The 16,661-nt window shown below is 60.3% G+C and carries 18 protein-coding genes; 8 read left to right on the top strand and 10 right to left on the bottom strand.

Going from position 1 to position 16,661, the window contains the following annotated elements; all coding sequences use genetic code 11:
• Positions 1-2: 2 nt before the first annotated feature.
• From KGA85_RS12930 to KGA85_RS12920, 3 genes are read left to right on the top strand one after another with little or no spacing between them, the layout of a single operon-like run.
• Positions 3-1,073: a COX15/CtaA family protein gene (locus KGA85_RS12930; RefSeq protein ID WP_223543161.1), complete on the top strand. Its 1,071-nt coding sequence runs from the start codon at positions 3-5 to the stop codon at positions 1,071-1,073.
• On the top strand, positions 1,061-1,960 hold the full coding sequence (gene cyoE, locus KGA85_RS12925) for a heme o synthase (RefSeq protein ID WP_223455074.1): 900 nt from the start codon (positions 1,061-1,063) through the stop codon (positions 1,958-1,960). The genes KGA85_RS12930 and cyoE overlap by 13 nt, the downstream gene beginning before the upstream one ends.
• On the top strand, positions 1,957-2,592 hold the full coding sequence (locus KGA85_RS12920; protein ID WP_223455072.1) for an SCO family protein: 636 nt from the start codon (positions 1,957-1,959) through the stop codon (positions 2,590-2,592). The genes cyoE and KGA85_RS12920 overlap by 4 nt, the downstream gene beginning before the upstream one ends.
• Before the next feature lie 94 nt (positions 2,593-2,686).
• Here KGA85_RS12920 and KGA85_RS12915 read toward each other — a convergent pair whose 3' ends face one another.
• The 7 genes from KGA85_RS12915 to zur form a co-directional block, all read right to left on the bottom strand.
• Positions 2,687-3,460, bottom strand: coding sequence for a MetQ/NlpA family ABC transporter substrate-binding protein (locus tag KGA85_RS12915; protein WP_223455070.1), 774 nt, complete (start codon positions 3,458-3,460; stop codon positions 2,687-2,689).
• 66 nt (positions 3,461-3,526) lie between these two features.
• Positions 3,527-4,201, bottom strand: coding sequence for a methionine ABC transporter permease (locus KGA85_RS12910; RefSeq protein ID WP_008002212.1), 675 nt, complete (start codon positions 4,199-4,201; stop codon positions 3,527-3,529).
• Complete coding sequence (locus KGA85_RS12905; protein WP_223455068.1) at positions 4,201-5,208, bottom strand: methionine ABC transporter ATP-binding protein; 1,008 nt, start codon at positions 5,206-5,208, stop codon at positions 4,201-4,203. Before KGA85_RS12905 ends, KGA85_RS12910 begins: the two co-directional genes overlap by 1 nt.
• 295 nt (positions 5,209-5,503) lie before the next feature.
• The gene (locus KGA85_RS12900; RefSeq protein ID WP_223531970.1) at positions 5,504-6,220 is read right to left on the bottom strand and encodes a PA5502 family lipoprotein; all 717 of its coding nucleotides are present in this window, start codon (positions 6,218-6,220) and stop codon (positions 5,504-5,506) included.
• 37 nt (positions 6,221-6,257) lie between these two features.
• Positions 6,258-7,046, bottom strand: coding sequence for a zinc ABC transporter permease subunit ZnuB (znuB, locus tag KGA85_RS12895; RefSeq protein WP_223455065.1), 789 nt, complete (start codon positions 7,044-7,046; stop codon positions 6,258-6,260).
• Entirely contained in the window at positions 7,039-7,824 is a 786-nt protein-coding gene (znuC, locus tag KGA85_RS12890) for a zinc ABC transporter ATP-binding protein ZnuC (protein WP_223455063.1), read from the bottom strand. Before znuC ends, znuB begins: the two co-directional genes overlap by 8 nt.
• On the bottom strand, positions 7,824-8,306 hold the full coding sequence (gene zur / locus KGA85_RS12885) for a zinc uptake transcriptional repressor Zur (RefSeq protein WP_223455061.1): 483 nt from the start codon (positions 8,304-8,306) through the stop codon (positions 7,824-7,826). Before zur ends, znuC begins: the two co-directional genes overlap by 1 nt.
• 66 nt (positions 8,307-8,372) lie before the next feature.
• Here zur and znuA point away from each other — a divergent pair, with 66 nt between their 5' ends.
• Positions 8,373-9,293: a zinc ABC transporter substrate-binding protein ZnuA gene (znuA, locus tag KGA85_RS12880; protein ID WP_223455059.1), complete on the top strand. Its 921-nt coding sequence runs from the start codon at positions 8,373-8,375 to the stop codon at positions 9,291-9,293.
• Positions 9,294-9,415: 122 nt separating this feature from the next.
• On the opposite strand, the gene KGA85_RS12875 is transcribed toward znuA, so the two are convergent.
• Both KGA85_RS12875 and KGA85_RS12870 read right to left on the bottom strand, forming a co-directional pair.
• Entirely contained in the window at positions 9,416-10,366 is a 951-nt protein-coding gene (locus tag KGA85_RS12875; RefSeq protein ID WP_223455058.1) for a homoserine kinase, read from the bottom strand.
• Between the two features lie 57 nt (positions 10,367-10,423).
• On the bottom strand, positions 10,424-10,714 hold the full coding sequence (locus KGA85_RS12870) for a DUF2782 domain-containing protein (RefSeq protein ID WP_223455056.1): 291 nt from the start codon (positions 10,712-10,714) through the stop codon (positions 10,424-10,426).
• Positions 10,715-10,788: 74 nt separating this feature from the next.
• Here KGA85_RS12870 and polA point away from each other — a divergent pair, with 74 nt between their 5' ends.
• Entirely contained in the window at positions 10,789-13,593 is a 2,805-nt protein-coding gene (gene polA / locus KGA85_RS12865) for a DNA polymerase I (RefSeq protein WP_223455054.1), read from the top strand.
• Between the two features lie 420 nt (positions 13,594-14,013).
• Here the strand turns inward: polA and yihA are convergent, their stop codons facing one another.
• The gene (yihA, locus tag KGA85_RS12860) at positions 14,014-14,658 is read right to left on the bottom strand and encodes a ribosome biogenesis GTP-binding protein YihA/YsxC (protein ID WP_223455052.1); all 645 of its coding nucleotides are present in this window, start codon (positions 14,656-14,658) and stop codon (positions 14,014-14,016) included.
• A gap of 191 nt (positions 14,659-14,849) precedes the next feature.
• Between yihA and KGA85_RS12855 the strand changes: the two genes are divergently transcribed.
• The 3 genes from KGA85_RS12855 to KGA85_RS12845 all read left to right on the top strand — a co-directional run bounded on the left by KGA85_RS12855 (position 14,850) and on the right by KGA85_RS12845 (position 16,657).
• Positions 14,850-15,140 carry a c-type cytochrome gene (locus KGA85_RS12855; RefSeq protein WP_223455051.1) on the top strand — a complete coding sequence of 97 codons (291 nt, stop codon included), beginning with the start codon at positions 14,850-14,852 and terminating at the stop codon, positions 15,138-15,140.
• Between the two features lie 45 nt (positions 15,141-15,185).
• The gene (locus tag KGA85_RS12850) at positions 15,186-15,815 is read left to right on the top strand and encodes a c-type cytochrome (protein ID WP_223455049.1); all 630 of its coding nucleotides are present in this window, start codon (positions 15,186-15,188) and stop codon (positions 15,813-15,815) included.
• 200 nt (positions 15,816-16,015) lie between these two features.
• Positions 16,016-16,657 (top strand): thiol:disulfide interchange protein DsbA/DsbL, encoded by a 642-nt coding sequence (locus KGA85_RS12845; protein WP_008045826.1) that lies wholly within the window; start codon positions 16,016-16,018, stop codon positions 16,655-16,657.
• The last annotated feature ends 4 nt before the right edge of the window (positions 16,658-16,661 follow it).

Genomic DNA, 16,661 nt, shown 5'->3' with positions numbered 1-16,661 from the left:
TCATGGCCAAACCTGGATTTCGCCTCGCGCTGTTTGCCACCTTACTGGCACTGATTGTGGTGTTGCTCGGCGCCTACACCCGCCTGACCCACGCCGGCCTCGGCTGCCCGGACTGGCCCGGCTGCTATGGCTTCATCAGCGTGCCAAAAAGCGAAGCCCAACTGGCACATGCCGAATTGCATTTCCCGGACGCTCCGGTCGAGGCCCACAAGGGCTGGAACGAGATGGTCCACCGCTACTTCGCCGGCACGCTGGGAGTGTTGATCGCGGTGTTGGCCGGTCGTGCGTGGGTGCATCGCCACCATCCCGGGCAGCCGGTGAAGCTGCCGTTGTTTCTGTTGGCGGTGGTTTTTGGCCAAGCCGCGTTCGGCATGTGGACGGTAACGCTCAAGCTCTGGCCGCAGGTGGTCACCGGGCATTTGCTGGGCGGCTTCGCGACCTTGAGCCTGTTGTTTCTGCTGACCTTGCGCCTGTCCGGCGTACTGCCGGCGCTGACCGTGCCACGACGTTTGCAGCACTGGGCGACGGCGGGGCTGTTGCTGGTGATCGGGCAAATCGCCCTCGGTGGCTGGGTCAGTTCCAATTACGCCGCCGTGGCCTGCATCGACTTTCCGACCTGTCACGGCCAGTGGTTGCCATCGGCGGACTTCGCCAACGGCTTCCACCTGACCCAGCACATCGGCCCGAACTACCTCGGCGGGCAACTGGACAGCGACGCCCGTACGGCCATTCACCTGACTCACCGTATCGGCGCCCTGCTAGTGACCCTGGTGCTGCTCGGTCTGGCCTGGCAACTGAAAGCAGTCGGCATGACGCGCCTGGCAGGCCTGGTGCTGATCACCCTTGGCGCACAAATCACCCTGGGCGTCAGCAACGTGCTGTTCCATCTGCCGCTGCCGGTGGCCGTCGCGCATAACGCGGGCGGCGCGGCGCTGTTGCTGACCATGGTGCTGGTCAATTACCACGCCCGAACCAGCCTGGTCCGGGTCAAGCAAGCGCGCTGGCACTTCAGCCCGCGTAAACACTCAGCCGGGCCCATAACAATAAAAGGAGAGATGCCATGGCGATTCTGATCGGCGAACGTCCCAGTCAGGCGATCTGGCGTGACTACCTGGAACTGACCAAGCCCAAAGTCGTGGTGCTGATGCTCATCACGTCACTGGTGGGGATGTTCCTCGCGACCCGTGCCGGGGTGCCGTGGACGGTGCTAATCTTCGGCAACCTGGGCATCGCCCTGTGTGCCGGTGGCGCAGCGGCGGTCAATCATGTGGTGGATCGGCGCATCGATGCGGTCATGGCGCGCACTCACAAACGGCCGCTCGCCGAAGGCCGGGTTTCGCCGACCGCCGCGCTGACGTTCGCGCTGGTATTGGCGGTCCTCGGACAAGCCATGCTGCTGGCGTTTACCAACCCGCTGACTGCGTGGCTGACCCTCGCCTCGTTGCTCGGCTACGCGGTGGTCTACACCGGATTCCTCAAGCGCGCGACCCCGCAGAACATTGTCATCGGTGGTCTGGCTGGTGCCGCGCCGCCATTGCTTGGCTGGACCGCCGCCACTGGTCACGTCAGCGCCGAACCGTTGCTGCTGGTGCTGATCATCTTCGCCTGGACCCCGCCGCATTTCTGGGCGCTGGCGATCCATCGCAAGGAGGAATACGCCAAGGCCGACATCCCGATGCTGCCGGTCACCCACGGCGAGCACTACACCAAGATTCACATCCTGCTTTATACCTTCGCATTGCTTGCCGTCAGCCTCATGCCTTATGTGATCCACATGAGCGGCACGCTCTACCTGGCCTGCGCGCTCGGGCTGGGCGCACGGTTTCTGCATTGGGCCGTGGTGCTGTACCGTGGCACTCGGCCGCACGCGGCGATCAACACGTTCAAGTACTCTATTTACTACTTGTTCTTGCTGTTTATCGCCCTGCTCGTAGACCACTACTTACTGTTGAACCTATGACTCGAACCCAGAAAACCGTCTTCATACTCGTCGCCTTGATCGCGCTGATCCTGGGCCTGACCGTCAACAAGGTGCTGTCCGGAAAAAACCAGGGCGATCCGACGGCGCTGATCGACGCCGGCATCATTCTGCTGCCGCAGAGCCGTAATCTGCCGGACATAACGATGACCAATCAGGACGGCCAGCCGGTTGCAATCAATGAATTGAAAGGCAAGTGGAGCCTGCTGTTCTTCGGCTACACCTTCTGCCCGGACATCTGCCCGACCACCCTCGCCCAGCTGCGGCAGATCAAGAGCGAGTTGCCGCCAGAGGCCGTGGATAAACTGCAAATCGTGCTGGTCAGCATCGACCCCAATCGCGATACGCCCAAGCAACTCAAGCAGTACCTGGGCTACTTCGACCCGCAGTTCATTGGCCTGACCCCGGCGTCGACCGATGAGCTGCAAAAGATCGCCAACGCGGTGAGCATTCCGTTCATTCCGGCGGACACCAGCAAGCCGAACTACACCGTCGACCACAGCGGCAACCTCGCGGTGATCGGGCCGGACGGCACTCAGCGCGGATTCATCCGTGCGCCGTTGAACAATGCGAAGTTGGTGGCGCAGTTGCCGGTGATGCTCAAACGCAACTGAAAACACCACCAAACCCTGTGGGAGCGGGCTTGTATTTCAAGGCACAAAAAAGGGGCGCATTCGATGCGCCCCTTTTTTTGCTGCTTTCAGTCGATCAGAACGCCGGTACCACCGCGCCTTTGTACTTCTCGAGAATGAAGGCCTTCACTTCCGGGCTGTGCAGGGCAGCGACCAGTTTCTTCATCGCTTCGCTGTCCTTGTCATCCGGACGAGCCACCAGAATGTTCACGTAAGGCGAGTCGCTGCCTTCGATGAACAGCGCGTCCTTGGCTGGATCGAGCTTGGCTTCCAGCGCGTAGTTGGTGTTGATCAGCGCCAGGTCGACCTGGGTCAGCACGCGCGGGATGGTGGCGGCTTCCAGTTCGCGGATTTTCAGGTCCTTGGTGTTTTCGGTGATGTCTTTCACAGTCGACAGGATGTTGTTCGAATCCTTCAACTTGATCAGGCCGGCCTTGGCCATCAGCAACAGTGCACGGCCGCCATTGGTGGCATCGTTCGGGATGACCACGTTGGCACCGCCAGGCAATTCAGCAATGGTCTTGTACTTGCTGGAGTAAGCGCCCAGGGGCTCCAGGTGCACGCCAGCAACGGAAACCAGGTGGGTGCCCTTGGCCTTGTTGAACTCATCCAGGTACGGCTGGTGCTGGAAGAAGTTGGCGTCCAGGCGCTTTTCCGCGACCTGCACGTTCGGCTGGATGTAGTCGGTGAATACCTTGACCTTCAGGTCCACGCCTTCTTTGGCCAGGGCCGGCTTCACGAATTCGAGGATCTCGGCGTGTGGCACCGGAGTGGCCGCGACGGTCAGGGTGTCGGCCGCGTGGGCCGAGAATGCGGCAACAGCAGCGAGGGCGACGAGTAGTTTTTTCATTCAGCTAACTCCTTGTGCGGCACCGTTTCCGGTGCCTGCCAGCGTATGGCCGGCTCATGTCTTGTCTTATTTACGGGAGAAATGCACAACCAATTTGTCGCCGACGGTTTGCAGCACCTGGACCAATACCAGCAGCAATACCACCGTCACGACCATCACATCGGTCTGGAAACGCTGGTAACCGAAACGGATCGCCAGGTCACCCAGACCACCTGCGCCCACGACACCAGCCATCGCCGTGTAGGACACCAGTGTAATGGCTGTCACCGTAATCGCCGCGAAGATGCCCGGACGAGCCTCCGGCAGCAAGGCATTGGTGATGATCTGTCGCGTGGTCGCGCCCATGGCCTGGGTCGCTTCGATGATGCCGCGATCCACTTCACGCAGGGCGGTTTCCACCAGGCGGGCGAAGAACGGCGTGGCACCCACCACCAGCGGCGGGATCGCACCAGCGACACCCAGGGACGTGCCGGTGATCAGCACGGTGAAGGGAATCATCACGATCAACAGGATGATGAACGGCAGCGAACGCAGGATGTTCACCACCAGCGACAACATCGCGTAGACGCCTTTGGCTTCCAGCAACTGGCGCGGGCTGCACAGGAACAGCAGCACGCCCAGCGGCAAGCCGAGCAGCACGGTGAACAACAGCGAACCGCCGAGCATCAGCAGGGTGTCGCCGGTGGCCAGCCAGATTTCGAACCAGTCGATATTGGCGAAGAAACTTGTCAGGGCTTCCATTAGCGCAGCACCTCCATGTGGACGTCGGCAGCGGTGAAGCGGGCAAAGGCCGCTTCCATGTCACCGCCGGTCACGGCCAGGGTCAGTTGCCCGTAAGGGATGTCTTTGATGCGGTCGATACGACCGGCCAGGATGCTGTAGTCCACACCGGTTTCCCGGGCGACGGTACCCAGCAGCGGCGCGTATGTCGCTTCGCCCTGGAAGGTCAGACGCAGGATGCGCCCCGGTACGTGAGCGAAGTCGTCACGCTGCTCGCTTTCGTCGATCTGCTCGTCTTCCTGCACGAAGCGCTTGGTGGTCGGGTGCTTCGGATGCAGGAACACTTCGGCCACCGAGCCTTGCTCGACGATCACGCCAGCGTCCATCACGGCTACCTGATCGCAGACCCGGCGGATCACGTCCATCTCGTGGGTGATCAAGACGATGGTCAATTTCAGCTCGCGATTGATCTCGGCCAGCAATTGCAACACCGATGCGGTGGTTTGCGGGTCGAGGGCGCTGGTGGCTTCGTCGCACAGCAGGATTTTCGGTTTGGTCGCCAGCGCACGGGCAATGCCTACACGCTGCTTCTGCCCGCCGGACAATTGCGCCGGGTATTTCTTGGCGTGGTCGGACAAACCGACTCGCGCCAGCAACTCGGCTACGCGGGAATCGATCTCGCTGCGCGACAGTTCGCCGGCCAGGGTCAGCGGCAGCGCGACGTTGTCGGCGACAGTCTTGGAGGCTAGCAGGTTGAAGTGCTGGAAAATCATCCCGACCTGTTGACGGAAGCGGCGCAGGCCGTTGGCGTCGAGAGCGGTGACTTCTTCACCGTCGACGGTGATCTTGCCGCCACTGGCATTTTCCAGGCGATTGATCAGACGCAGCAGGGTGCTTTTTCCTGCGCCGGAATGACCGATCAAGCCGTAAACCTGCCCGTTCTCAATCGTCAGACTGGTCGGATGCAGGGCGGGGATTTCCTTACCGGCGACGCGGTAGGTTTTATGGACGTTTTGAAACTCGATCACGTAGCGAACCTTGTGGGGCGCGTTAGAAAAGGATCAGCGGTTAGCCGGGCGCGCATTTTAGCCTGTCCGTATAGAGGTTCTTAGCATTTATTTCGCAATTGTCCTGTCATTTGGAAATAACGCGATCAAAGGTCAGAAAAAAGGAACGGCTGAAGAGGCTCGCCCAAGGCCGAAGGCAACTTCGACCTGCTGGGCAGCATCGGGTTTGGGGCAGGGAGGCGAAGGCCAAGGCGATTCAGGCCTGAGAGTTTTACTGCCAGATAGGACGCCTTCGCGGGCTTGCCCGCGAAGCTTTTCAGGGTTTCCGAGGGCTCAGAACCATCTGCGCCGGAACACTGCGCAAAATCTGCCGCTCCAGCTTCAGATCAAACTCAGGATCGAGCCTCTTCACCCGTTTGGTCAGCAAGTTAGCCAGCCAAGGGTAATCATTGGTGCGTGGAGCCTGAATGCTCACGTCGCACTGAAAATTCACCACATCGGCGGCGATGGCATCCAGTTGGCGACGCAGCTTGCCCATATCGTTGATATTCAGCACGATCGTGGTGCTTTCAGCCGTCAGGTCGATAACCTTGGCTTTTGGCTTGGCTTCGGCAGCCTTGAGGGCGGCTTCGGCTTTTTCCAGCTCGGCCTTGCGCGCCTGGGCAATCGAGCCGTTGACTCCGCCGGTCAGCGCCGGAGCCTTGGGCATCAGCGCGCGGGCACGACTCAAGGCGGTCGCGGCAGCATCCACATCACCCTTTTGCAGCACGATCTGGCTGCGGCGCAGATAGGCTTCAGCCAGCTGCCGCTGGTATTGCTCAAGGGAAGCATCGTTGGGCGATTCGGCCTGCAAGGCTGCCAATTGGTCCTCGGCGGTGGCCAGTTCATCGCTGGCGATGTTTTGCTCCAGCTGCACGATGGCCGTGGCCCGTGCATCGGCGGCCTTGGTGGCTTCCGATGGCGTGCTTTGGCAGGCGCCCAGCAGCAAAGAAAATGCGACAAGGAGCAGATAACGGGAGGCGAACGACTTCATTCCTGCGACTCTCTATTTGCGCAAAAAACGAGCAAGTCTACACCCCTCGACGGGGCAGAACAAAACTCAGCAGAAATAGCGCGGCGGCCGTCACCACAATCGACGGGCCGGCCGGGGTGTCCTTGAACCAGGACAGCGCCAGCCCGCCACACACGGCGAGTATGCCCAGCAGGCTCGCGCCCAGTGCCATCTGTTCCGGTGAGCGGGCGTGACGTTGTGCCGCAGCGGCCGGGATGATCAGCAATGAAGTGATCAGCAATACGCCGACGATTTTCATCGCCACGGCAATCACCACGGCGATCAACAGCATCAGGGCCAGGCGCAATCCCGCCACCGGCAGGCCTTCGACCCTGGCCAGTTCTTCATGCACCGTGATCGCCAGCAATGGGCGCCACAACGCAACCAGCAAGACCAGTACCGCAGCGCTGCCGCCAAGGATCCAGGCCAGATCGGTCGGACTGATCGCCAGCAGGTCGCCGAACAGATAGGCCATCAGGTCGATCCGCACTTCGTGCATGAAGCTTAGTACCACCAGGCCCAGAGAGAGCGTGCTGGGTGCGAGAATTCCCAAAAGTGTGTCGGATGCCAGCGGCTGGCGTTGTTGCAAGGTCACCAGCATCACCGCCAACAGCAAGCAGCCAACAGTGACGGCAACAGTCGGGCTGACATCCAGCAGGAAGCCCAGGGCCACCCCGAGCAATGCCGCGTGCGACAGGGTGTCGCCGAAATAGGCCATGCGCCGCCAGACCACGAAAGACCCCAGCGGGCCTGCGACGACGGCCAGGGCCAAGCCTGCAAGCAGGGCGTAGAGCAGAAAATCAGCCATGCTTGCAGCTATCTCCGTGAACATGGGGTTGGCCCGACGCGGGCGGCTTGACCACCGAGCCATGCAAGTCGTGAGCGTGGTCGTGATGGTGGTGATAAATCGCCAGGCTTTGTGCGTTTTTTCCGAACAGCTCGACGAAAGCCGGATCGCCGCTGACCTGCTCGGGATGGCCGGAACAGCAGACGTGACGATTAAGGCAAACCACTTGATCCGTGGTGCTCATCACCAGATGCAAATCGTGGGAGACCATCAGCACGCCACAACCATGGCGGTCGCGCAGGCGGGTGATCAAGCTGTACAGCTCAGCCTGGCCGGCCACGTCGACACCCTGTACCGGTTCGTCGAGCACCAGCAGTTCTGGCTCGCGCAACAAGGCCCGGGCCAGCAACACCCGCTGCATTTCGCCACCGGAAACGCTTTGCACCGGGCTGTCGATCACCTGTTCGGCGCCGACTTCCTTGAGTGCCGCCAAGGCCATCGCACGGTCCACGCCCGGCACCAGGCGCAAGAAACGCAGGACCGACAGCGGGAGGGTCGGATCGACATGAAGTTTTTGCGGCATGTAACCGACCCGCAGTTTCGGCTTGCGCCAGACGCTGCCGCTGTCCGGTTTCAACAGGCCGAGCACGGCACGCACCAATGTGGTTTTGCCAGCGCCGTTGGGGCCGATCAGGGTAACGATTTGCCCCGGCTCGACGCTCAGCTCGATGTTGTCGAGCACCGGTTGCCCGGCGAACGTGACCGCAACCTGCTCAAGACGGATCAGCGCGTTGCTCATCAAGCCCCCTGGCAACCCGAGCAGAGACCGACCACTTCGACGGTCTGGCCTTCGACGACAAACCCGACATCCCTGGCACTGGCGATGATCGCGTCGCTGATGGATTTTTGCTCAAGTTCGATGGCCGCGTGGCACATACGGCAGATCAGGAACTGACCCTGGTGAGCATGTTCCGGGTGATTGCAGCCGATGAAGGCGTTGAGCGAGGAAATCCGATGGACCAAGCCGTTCTCCAGCAGGAAATCCAGCGCGCGGTACACCGTCGGCGGCGCAGCGCGGCGACCGTCCTGCTCGCTGAGGACCGCGAGAATGTCGTAGGCACCCAGCGGCTTGTGGCTTTGCCACACCAGTTCCAGCACCCGCCGGCGTAACGCGGTCAGGCGCAGGCCTTGACGTGCGCACAGGGCATCGGCCTCGGACAAAGCGCTGTGAACGCAATGTGAGTGGTCGTGGGGACGGCTGGCGATCGGTGTTTTTAGCATGAGCGGCGACGAGTTTTGTGAGAGACGTTATTATGTTACCCGTTCTAGCCTCTTCGAGTGGTCATCGTGTCCCGACTTTTTTCTGTTTTTGTCGCATTTATCGCAAGTTTTCTGCTGATCGGTTCGGCGCAGGCCGAGGTCAAGGTCCTGACCAGCATCAAGCCCCTGCAGTTGATCGCTGCAGCGGTGCAGGACGGCGTGGCGATTCCTGAGGTTTTGCTGCCACCGGGTGCTTCGCCGCATAACTATGCGTTGCGCCCTTCCGATGTGCGCAAGGTGCAATCGGTGGACCTGTTGTACTGGATCGGCCCGGACATGGAAGGTTTCCTGCCACGCGTACTCAATGGTCGTACGTTGCCCAACGTGGCCGTGCAGGATTTGCCAGGCATGAAACTGCGCCGTTTTGCCGAAGATAGCCACTCCCATGCCGAAGAAGCCGACGAACATGACCACGATCACCGTCCGGGCAGCCTCGATGCGCACCTGTGGCTATCGCCGGTCAACGCCCGGGTCATCGCCACGAAAATGGCGGCTGACCTGAGTGCCGCCGATCCTGACAATGCCGCGCGCTATCAGAGCAATCTGAAAGCCTTCGACGAGCGTCTCGATGCGTTGGATGCGCGCCTGAAGAAACGCCTGGCCGATGTTCAGGGCAAGCCCTACTTCGTTTTCCACGAAGCCTTCGACTACTTCGAAGACGCCTACGGCCTCAAGCACGTGGGTGTGTTCAGCGTCGCGGCCGAAGTGCAACCCGGTGCCCAGCATGTCGCGGCGATGCGCGCGCGTTTGCAGGAAGTCGGCAAGACCTGCGTGTTCAGTGAACCACCGCTGCGGCCGCGTCTGGCGGAAACCCTGGTGGCGGGTTTGCCGGTGAAACTGGCTGAACTGGACGCGCTGGGCGGGTACACGCCGGCGACTGCTCAGGGCTATGAGCAGGTGTTGGAGAAATTGGGGAATGATCTGGCGGGATGTCTGGATTCGTTGTAACCGACACCAAACCTGTGGCGAGGGGGCTTGCCCCCGTTGGGCAGCGAAGCGGCCCCCATGGATCTGCTTGATAGATCGCATGGGAGCGCTGCGCGCTCCAACAAGCCCCCTCGCCACAATTTTTAAAGAGCGAAAGGCAACGGCGTATTGACCGTCTGCCGCTGCGCCAGGCGCAGCTGGAACTCCATCGGATCGTGAATCAGCACATCCTGCCCGGCGAACGACTCCGCCGCGATCAAGCGTGACAACCAGAACCGTACGCAAGCTACCCGCAGCATGGTCGGCCACAGTTCGGCTTCGGCAGCGGTGAACGGTCGCAAGGCCGCGTAAGCGCCCAGCAAGGCCCGCGCTCGCGGTCCATCGATCACGCCATCATCGTCCGAGCACCAGTCGTTCAAGGCAATCGCCACGTCGTAGAGCATCGGCCCGGAGCAGGCGTTGTAGAAATCGATCAGTCCGGTCAGGTGCGTGCCTTCGAACATCGCGTTGTCGCGGAACAGATCGGCGTGAATGTTCGCCCGCGGCAGTGCCAGGATTTTTTCTTTCTGCCGGGTGATTTCTTCCAACGCCCGTTGCAGCAGGTCTTTCTGCTCGGCACTGAGATGCGACAGGAACTGCGTACCCTCTTCCAGCATCCAGTCCAGGCCGCGATCGGTTTTGCGCTTGATCATATTGGCCTGGGTCGCCAGGTGCAGATGGCCGAGCAACTCACCCACCTGCGCGCAATGCTGTGCGTTGGCTTGCTGGATGTGCTTGCCGGCCAGGCGAGGTTGCAGCAGCGCAGGTTTGCCCGCCAGTTCGCGTAAGGCCACGCCGTCTGTGGTGCGCAAGGCGTAAGGCACCGGCAGGTTGGCACCGTGCAGCACGTCGAGCAGTTCGATGAAGAACGGCATTTCCTGAACCGGACCGCGCTCGATCAGGGTCAGGACAAATTCGCCCTGCTCCAGGCTGATAAAGAAATTGGTGTTTTCGCTACCGGCGGCAATCCCCTGGAAATCAAGCAGGCGGCCGAGGCCATAAGGGGCGAGAAAAGCTTCCAGCTCGGGCCGAGCCAGGGGGGTGAACACAGACATGTTTAAACTGCCAGTACGGGCGCCGCTCGTGAGCCAGCGCCAATTGAAATTAGGAAACTATTTCCACTCAAAGATCTTCCACGCCGGAATCAGCATATCCGGGTAATCCGAGCGGATGTAGTTTGCATCTGTACCGTCCGCACGCACCAGAAAGTATGGCTTTCCGCCCTTGGGCGTGACTTTGATGGCATACAGAAAACCGTTTTGGCGGTACTCCTGAATGACTTTATCCCCTTCCGTGCGGATCGTGACTTCCGGCTCGGGTGTCGGCGCATCGTCCGCCGCCATGACGGCCAGTGGTGTGATTGCAAACAAGCCAGCCAGCAACAGGCGATTTAGTGTGCGCATGATAACCTTGTCCCTTTGTCGTCAACGGTCCCGCTATTCTAGCGCCGGACCCGCCGAAAAGGTTGATCCTGCTCATGAGCCAAGCCCCCCTCGTCCTGGTGGACGGTTCTTCTTACCTGTACCGCGCCTTTCACGCGCTGCCGCCGCTGACCACGTCCAAAGGCCTGCCGACCGGTGCGGTCAAGGGCGTCTTGAACATGCTCAAGAGCCTGCGCAAGCAATATCCGGACAGTCCGTTCGCTGTGGTGTTCGACGCCAAAGGTGGGACTTTTCGCGATGACATGTACGCCGAATACAAGGCCAACCGTCCGAGCATGCCTGACGACATGCGCGTGCAGATCGAGCCGCTGCACCAGAGCGTGATCGCCCTGGGCTTCCCGCTGCTGTGCGTAGAGGGCGTCGAGGCCGATGACGTGATCGGCACCCTGGCCCGCAGCAGCGCGGCGGCGGATCGTCCGGTGATCATCTCCACCGGTGACAAGGACATGGCGCAACTGGTCGACGGTCACATTACCTTGGTCAACACCATGACCGGTAGCAGCATGGACGTGGAGGGCGTGAAGGAGAAATTCGGCGTCGCTCCGGAGCAGATCATCGATTATCTGGCGCTCATGGGCGATTCTTCCGACAACATTCCGGGTGTTCCGGGCATCGGTCCGAAGACGGCTTCCGGCCTGCTGGTCGGTGTGAACGGCGGCCTGACCGAGCTCTATGCGCAGCTCGACATCGTGCCGACCCTGCCGATTCGCGGCGCCAAGACCCTGCCGGCCAAGCTCGAAGAGCACAAGGAAATGGCTTTCCTTTCCTATCAGCTGGCGACCATCAAGGTCGACGTGCCGCTGGACGTTGGGCTCGACGACTTGCAAATGGGTCCTGAAGATCCGGCCAAACTCTACGAGCTGTACACCCTGCTGGAATTCAAGAGCTGGCTGAACGACCTTGATCGCGACGCCAAACGCCTGGAACTGAGTGCTGCCGCCGAGCCTGCACCGGCCGCGGATCTGTTCAGCGAAGCAGAGGCCGAAGCGCCGGTCGCCGCTGCTGAAGCCGCCTATGAAACCATCCTCGATCAGGCGCGGTTCGATGCCTGGCTGGAAAAACTGAACAACGCCAAGCTGTTTGCCTTCGACACCGAAACCACCGGCATCGATGCGCAGCAGGCGCAACTGGTGGGCCTGTCGTTCGCGGTTCAGGCTAACGAGGCGGCCTACATCCCGTTGACCCATTCCTACATCGGCGTGCCGCATCAGCTGGACCGCGACACAGTCCTGCGCGCACTCAAGCCGATTCTGGAAGACCCGAACAAGCTCAAAGTCGGCCAGCACGCCAAGTTCGACATGAACATCCTGGCCAACTGCGCCATCGGCGGCGATCAGGACAACGGCATTACCGTGCGTGGCATCGCCTTCGACACAATGCTTGAGTCATACGTGCTCAATTCCACGGCCACGCGCCATGACATGGACAGCCTGGCGCAGAAGTATCTGGACCACACCACGGTGAGTTTCCAGGACATCGCTGGCAAAGGTGTGAAGCAGCTGACGTTTGATCAGATCGCCCTGGAGCAGGCCGGGCCTTACGCCGCCGAAGATGCGGATATCACCTTGCGTCTGCACCAGACCCTGTTCGAAAAGCTCTCGGCCATTCCGAGTCTGGCCAGTGTGCTGACAGACATCGAAATCCCGTTGGTACCGGTATTGGCGCGTATCGAGCGCCAGGGCGCGTTCGTTGACGCCGCCTTGCTGGGCGTGCAAAGCATCGAACTGGGCGACAAGATGGTGGCGCTGGAGCGTGAAGCCTTCGAGATTGCCGGCGAGGAATTCAACCTCGGTTCGCCCAAGCAACTTGGTGTGATCCTTTACGAGAAGCTCGGCCTGCCGGTATTGAAAAAAACCGCCAAGGGCCAGCCGTCCACCGCCGAAGAAGTGCTGGCCAAGCTGGCAGAAGACGACTATCGATTGCCCAAGGTGCTCATGGAATACCGCTCCATGAGCAAGCTGAAAAGCACCTATACCGACCGCCTGCCGGAGCAGATCAACCCGCGTACCGGGCGGATTCATACCTCGTATCACCAGGCCGTGGCGTCCACCGGGCGGCTGTCCTCCAGCGATCCGAACCTGCAGAACATCCCGGTGCGCACCGCCGAAGGGCGTCGCATCCGCCAGGCGTTCGTGGCCCCGGCCGGTTACAAGCTGCTGGCGGCGGACTATTCGCAGATCGAACTGCGGATCATGGCGCACTTGTCCCGGGATGAAGGGCTGATGAACGCCTTCCGCCACAATCTGGACGTACACACCGCGACCGCCGCCGAAGTGTTCAAGGTCGAACTGGCCGACGTGACCTCCAACCAGCGCCGCAGCGCCAAGGCGATCAACTTCGGCCTGATCTATGGCATGGGTGCGCAGAAGCTCGGCAAGGACATCGGCGTCGACACCAAGACCGCCAAGGCCTACATCGATACCTACTTCGCCCGGTACCCCGGCGTTCGCCAGTACATGGACCGCACGCGTGCCCAGGCCGCCGAGCAAGGTTATGTCGAGACGTTCTTCGGCCGTCGCCTGTACCTGCCGGACATCAACTCCAACAAGCCGCAAGAGCGCGCCGCCGCCGAACGCACGGCGATCAACGCACCGATGCAAGGCACCGCTGCGGACATCATCAAGAAAGCCATGGTCGCGGTGGATAACTGGCTGACCGCGTCGGGCCTCGACGCCAAAGTCATTTTGCAGGTGCACGATGAACTGGTGCTTGAGGTGCGTGAAGACCTGGTCGACCAGGTTCGCGATGAAGTTCGCGTGCACATGAGCGAGGCGGCGAAACTGGATGTGCCGTTGCTGGTCGAAGTGGGTGTTGGAAATAACTGGGATGAGGCTCACTGAGCCTTCTTGTAGGAGCGAGCTTGCTCGCGATGGAGTGTCAGACACATCGATTTCGACTGATATTCCATCGTCGGAACGCCGCCCGGAGCAAGCTCGCTCCTACAGAAAATTGTCGTGTTCTGCTGCGGCATAGTGCCGCGGCAGAAGGGCGCAAACAGCTTAGTCCGGAAAGCTATTAGAGTTATTTCAAAGCTATTTGAAAAAAATCTGAACTAATCTTGCGAACCACCACTCAGAGTTACTGAATGGCTGGTGAAGCCCTTCGATGCTCCTATGTTGTGTTAAGTGTTGGCAGATATCTGGACCCCGCCCTAGCGGTCTAGAGCTTGAACCCCGGAACTTCTCCCTCCCCATATGAAGCCCGGGGTTTTTTTTGCCCCGAGAAAACTGCCTGAGTGCGCCGCAGGCAGTTTTCGGCACTTACTGAGCTTCTGCTTCGGCACCCTTGTCCGCCAGTTCCATCCAGCCAGCCAGTACGGTGTAGGCATCTTCCAGGCCCATGCGTTTCGGGGCCGAAAACAGCTGGATTGTCACGAGATCGCCCCAGCCCTTGCGGATTTCCGTCTGAACCTTGAGCAGCGTGTTCTTGGCCGCGCCATAGGTCAGCTTGTCCGCTTTGGTCAGCAGAATGTGCATCGGCATGCCGGCAGCTACGGCCCAGTCGAGCATCAGCAGGTCGAAATCGGTCATCGGATGGCGGATGTCCATCATCAGGATCAGACCTTTCAAACTCTCGCGACCACCCAGATATGCCTCCAGGTGACGCTGCCAGTGTTGCTTGAGCGGGATCGGTACTTTTGCATAACCGTAGCCCGGCAGGTCGACCAGACGGCGTTCATCGTCTAGCTTGAAGAAGTTCAACAGCTGTGTGCGCCCCGGGGTTTTCGAGGTGCGCGCCAGGCTGGCGTGGGTCAGGGTGTTCAAGGCACTCGACTTGCCGGCGTTGGAACGCCCGGCGAAGGCGACTTCGAAGCCTTCGTCATCCGGACATTGGTCGACTTTGGCGGCGCTGAGCATGAAGGTGGACTGTTGGCACAGACCGAGAATGGGATTCTTGAGTTGCATGGGATTTCCGATGTGGGCGGCGCCAGGAATGGGTGCGGCAAGCAGTGTCGCTTCCGTTTCAGTGACGCCAGTATATAATGCCGCAGATTTTGTGTGCGCTTTGTCCCAGCGTAGGATGAAGTTCACGAGAGCGACAGACCTTGATTGCGCACTAGAACGCAGCTCGCTCTCAACCCTGAAAAGGTCGTTTTATGACGAAATGGCTGCTAGCTGCCGGTGTCTTGATGCCGCTTTACAGCGCTCAGGCTACACAGGATCCGGAAGCTGTGTACAACCGTGTTTGTGGTGCCTGTCATTCCGGCCAACTCCCCATGGCGCCGAAAAAGGGCGATCAGGAAGCTTGGACGCCGAGGTTGGCGAAAGGTATGGAGACGCTGGTGCAACACGTGACCCAGGGTTTCAAGGCGATGCCGCCGCGTGGTTTGTGCATGGACTGCAGTGCCGAGGATTACCAAGCCACCATCCTTTGGATGAGCGAGTAAGCCCGGTCCATAACTCTTAACCCTTAGCCGTAGTTGGATTAGCTGATGAAGAAATTGATCGTGAGTCTGCTGTTGACCGTGGGCATCTCCGGCATGGCCCATGCTGCAGGTGAGGCAGTACAACCGGGTGATGCAAAAGCCGGCCAGGCCAAAGCCGCCGTATGTGGCGCCTGCCACGGCCCGGATGGCAACAGCATGGCGCCAAACTTTCCGAAACTGGCGGGTCAGGGTGAACGCTACCTGACCAAGCAATTGCACGACATCAAGTCGGGCAAGCGCACCGTTCTGGAAATGACCGGTCTGCTGACCAACCTGAGCGATCAGGATCTGGCGGACATCGCCGCCTACTTCGCCAGCCAGAAAGGCAGCGTCGGTGCCGCTGACCCGAAAGTCGTAGCTCGCGGTGAAGCCCTGTTCCGTGGTGGTGACCTGGCCAAGGGCCTGCCAGCCTGCACCGGTTGCCACTCGCCAAATGGCGCAGGTAACGCGGCTGCCGGTTTCCCGCACCTGGGTGGTCAGCACTCTCAATACGTCGGCAAGCAACTGATCGATTTCCGCAAGGAAGAGGGCGGCCGCAACAACGATGGCGATACCAAACCCATGCAGACCATTGCCAAAAAGCTGAGCGACGAAGACATCGCCGCGGTGTCCAGCTACATTCAAGGCTTGCACTAAGGTCGGCGGATCGGGCGTTGAACGGGGTGCTTATCGCCTGCAACGTTAACGCTCGATTAATCCGTCACAGCAAGTATAAAAAGGGTGGCCTTGGCCGCCCTTTTTTGTGGCCGCTGCCGCTACACTACAGAACTCAAGCCCGCCAGGATCTGTCTGATAACAAGTCGCGCGAGGCGATAAAATTTGTCCAGGAGTAAAGCATGCGTAATCTGATCATCAGCGCCGTTTTTGCCGCTGCCAGCCTGTTCGGCATGACTGCCCAGGCCGCTGACGCCCCCGCCGCACCTTATGTCGAGCTGAGCAATCCGGTTCCGGTCGCCGTGCCTGGCAAGATCGAAGTGGTAGAGCTGTTCTGGTACGGCTGCCCGCATTGCTACGCCTTCGAGCCAGTGATCAATCCGTGGGTCGAGAAGCTGCCTTCGGACGTGAACTTCGTGCGCATTCCAGCCATGTTCGGCGGCCCGTGGGACGCACACGGTCAGATGTTTCTAACCCTTGAAGCCATGGGTGTCGAGCACAACGTTCACGCCGCGGTGTTCAACGCGATTCAGAAAGAACACAAGAAACTGACCGACAAGGATGACATGGCCGACTTCCTCGCTACCCAAGGCGTGGACAAGGACAAGTTCCTCGCGACTTTCGACTCTTTCGCTATCAAGGGTCAGATCGTCAAGGCTCGTGAGCTGGCCAAGAAGTATGAGATCTCCGGCGTTCCAACCATGATCGTCAACGGCAAGTATCGCTTTGACGTGGGTTCTGCCGGCGGTGCCGAACAGGCCCTGCAACTGGCCGACAAACTGATCGACAAAGAGCGAGCGGCTAACAAGGCTGCCGCCAACTAAGGGC

This window comes from Pseudomonas sp. GL-B-12, assembly GCF_019955895.1.
Lineage (GTDB): Bacteria > Pseudomonadota > Gammaproteobacteria > Pseudomonadales > Pseudomonadaceae > Aquipseudomonas.
Note: the sequence above shows the minus strand (reverse complement) of the source record. Positions and strands in the feature narration are given on the sequence as shown.

Bases quoted from the DNA above. Each gene is read 5' to 3' on its own strand.
- KGA85_RS12855 (WP_223455051.1), top strand. From the start codon at position 14,850: ATGACGAAATGGCTGCTAGCTGCCGGTGTCTTGATGCCGCTTTACAGC.
- KGA85_RS12915 (WP_223455070.1), bottom strand. From the start codon at position 3,460: ATGAAAAAACTACTCGTCGCCCTCGCTGCTGTTGCCGCATTCTCGGCC.
- KGA85_RS12910 (WP_008002212.1), bottom strand. From the start codon at position 4,201: ATGGAAGCCCTGACAAGTTTCTTCGCCAATATCGACTGGTTCGAAATC.
- znuB (WP_223455065.1), bottom strand. From the start codon at position 7,046: ATGGCTGATTTTCTGCTCTACGCCCTGCTTGCAGGCTTGGCCCTGGCC.
- KGA85_RS12930 (WP_223543161.1), top strand. From the start codon at position 3: ATGGCCAAACCTGGATTTCGCCTCGCGCTGTTTGCCACCTTACTGGCA.
- znuC (WP_223455063.1), bottom strand. From the start codon at position 7,824: ATGAGCAACGCGCTGATCCGTCTTGAGCAGGTTGCGGTCACGTTCGCC.
- KGA85_RS12920 (WP_223455072.1), top strand. From the start codon at position 1,957: ATGACTCGAACCCAGAAAACCGTCTTCATACTCGTCGCCTTGATCGCG.
- KGA85_RS12875 (WP_223455058.1), bottom strand. From the start codon at position 10,366: ATGTCTGTGTTCACCCCCCTGGCTCGGCCCGAGCTGGAAGCTTTTCTC.
- KGA85_RS12850 (WP_223455049.1), top strand. From the start codon at position 15,186: ATGAAGAAATTGATCGTGAGTCTGCTGTTGACCGTGGGCATCTCCGGC.
- zur (WP_223455061.1), bottom strand. From the start codon at position 8,306: ATGCTAAAAACACCGATCGCCAGCCGTCCCCACGACCACTCACATTGC.
- KGA85_RS12900 (WP_223531970.1), bottom strand. From the start codon at position 6,220: ATGAAGTCGTTCGCCTCCCGTTATCTGCTCCTTGTCGCATTTTCTTTG.
- KGA85_RS12845 (WP_008045826.1), top strand. From the start codon at position 16,016: ATGCGTAATCTGATCATCAGCGCCGTTTTTGCCGCTGCCAGCCTGTTC.
- yihA (WP_223455052.1), bottom strand. From the start codon at position 14,658: ATGCAACTCAAGAATCCCATTCTCGGTCTGTGCCAACAGTCCACCTTC.
- polA (WP_223455054.1), top strand. From the start codon at position 10,789: ATGAGCCAAGCCCCCCTCGTCCTGGTGGACGGTTCTTCTTACCTGTAC.
- KGA85_RS12870 (WP_223455056.1), bottom strand. From the start codon at position 10,714: ATGCGCACACTAAATCGCCTGTTGCTGGCTGGCTTGTTTGCAATCACA.
- cyoE (WP_223455074.1), top strand. From the start codon at position 1,061: ATGGCGATTCTGATCGGCGAACGTCCCAGTCAGGCGATCTGGCGTGAC.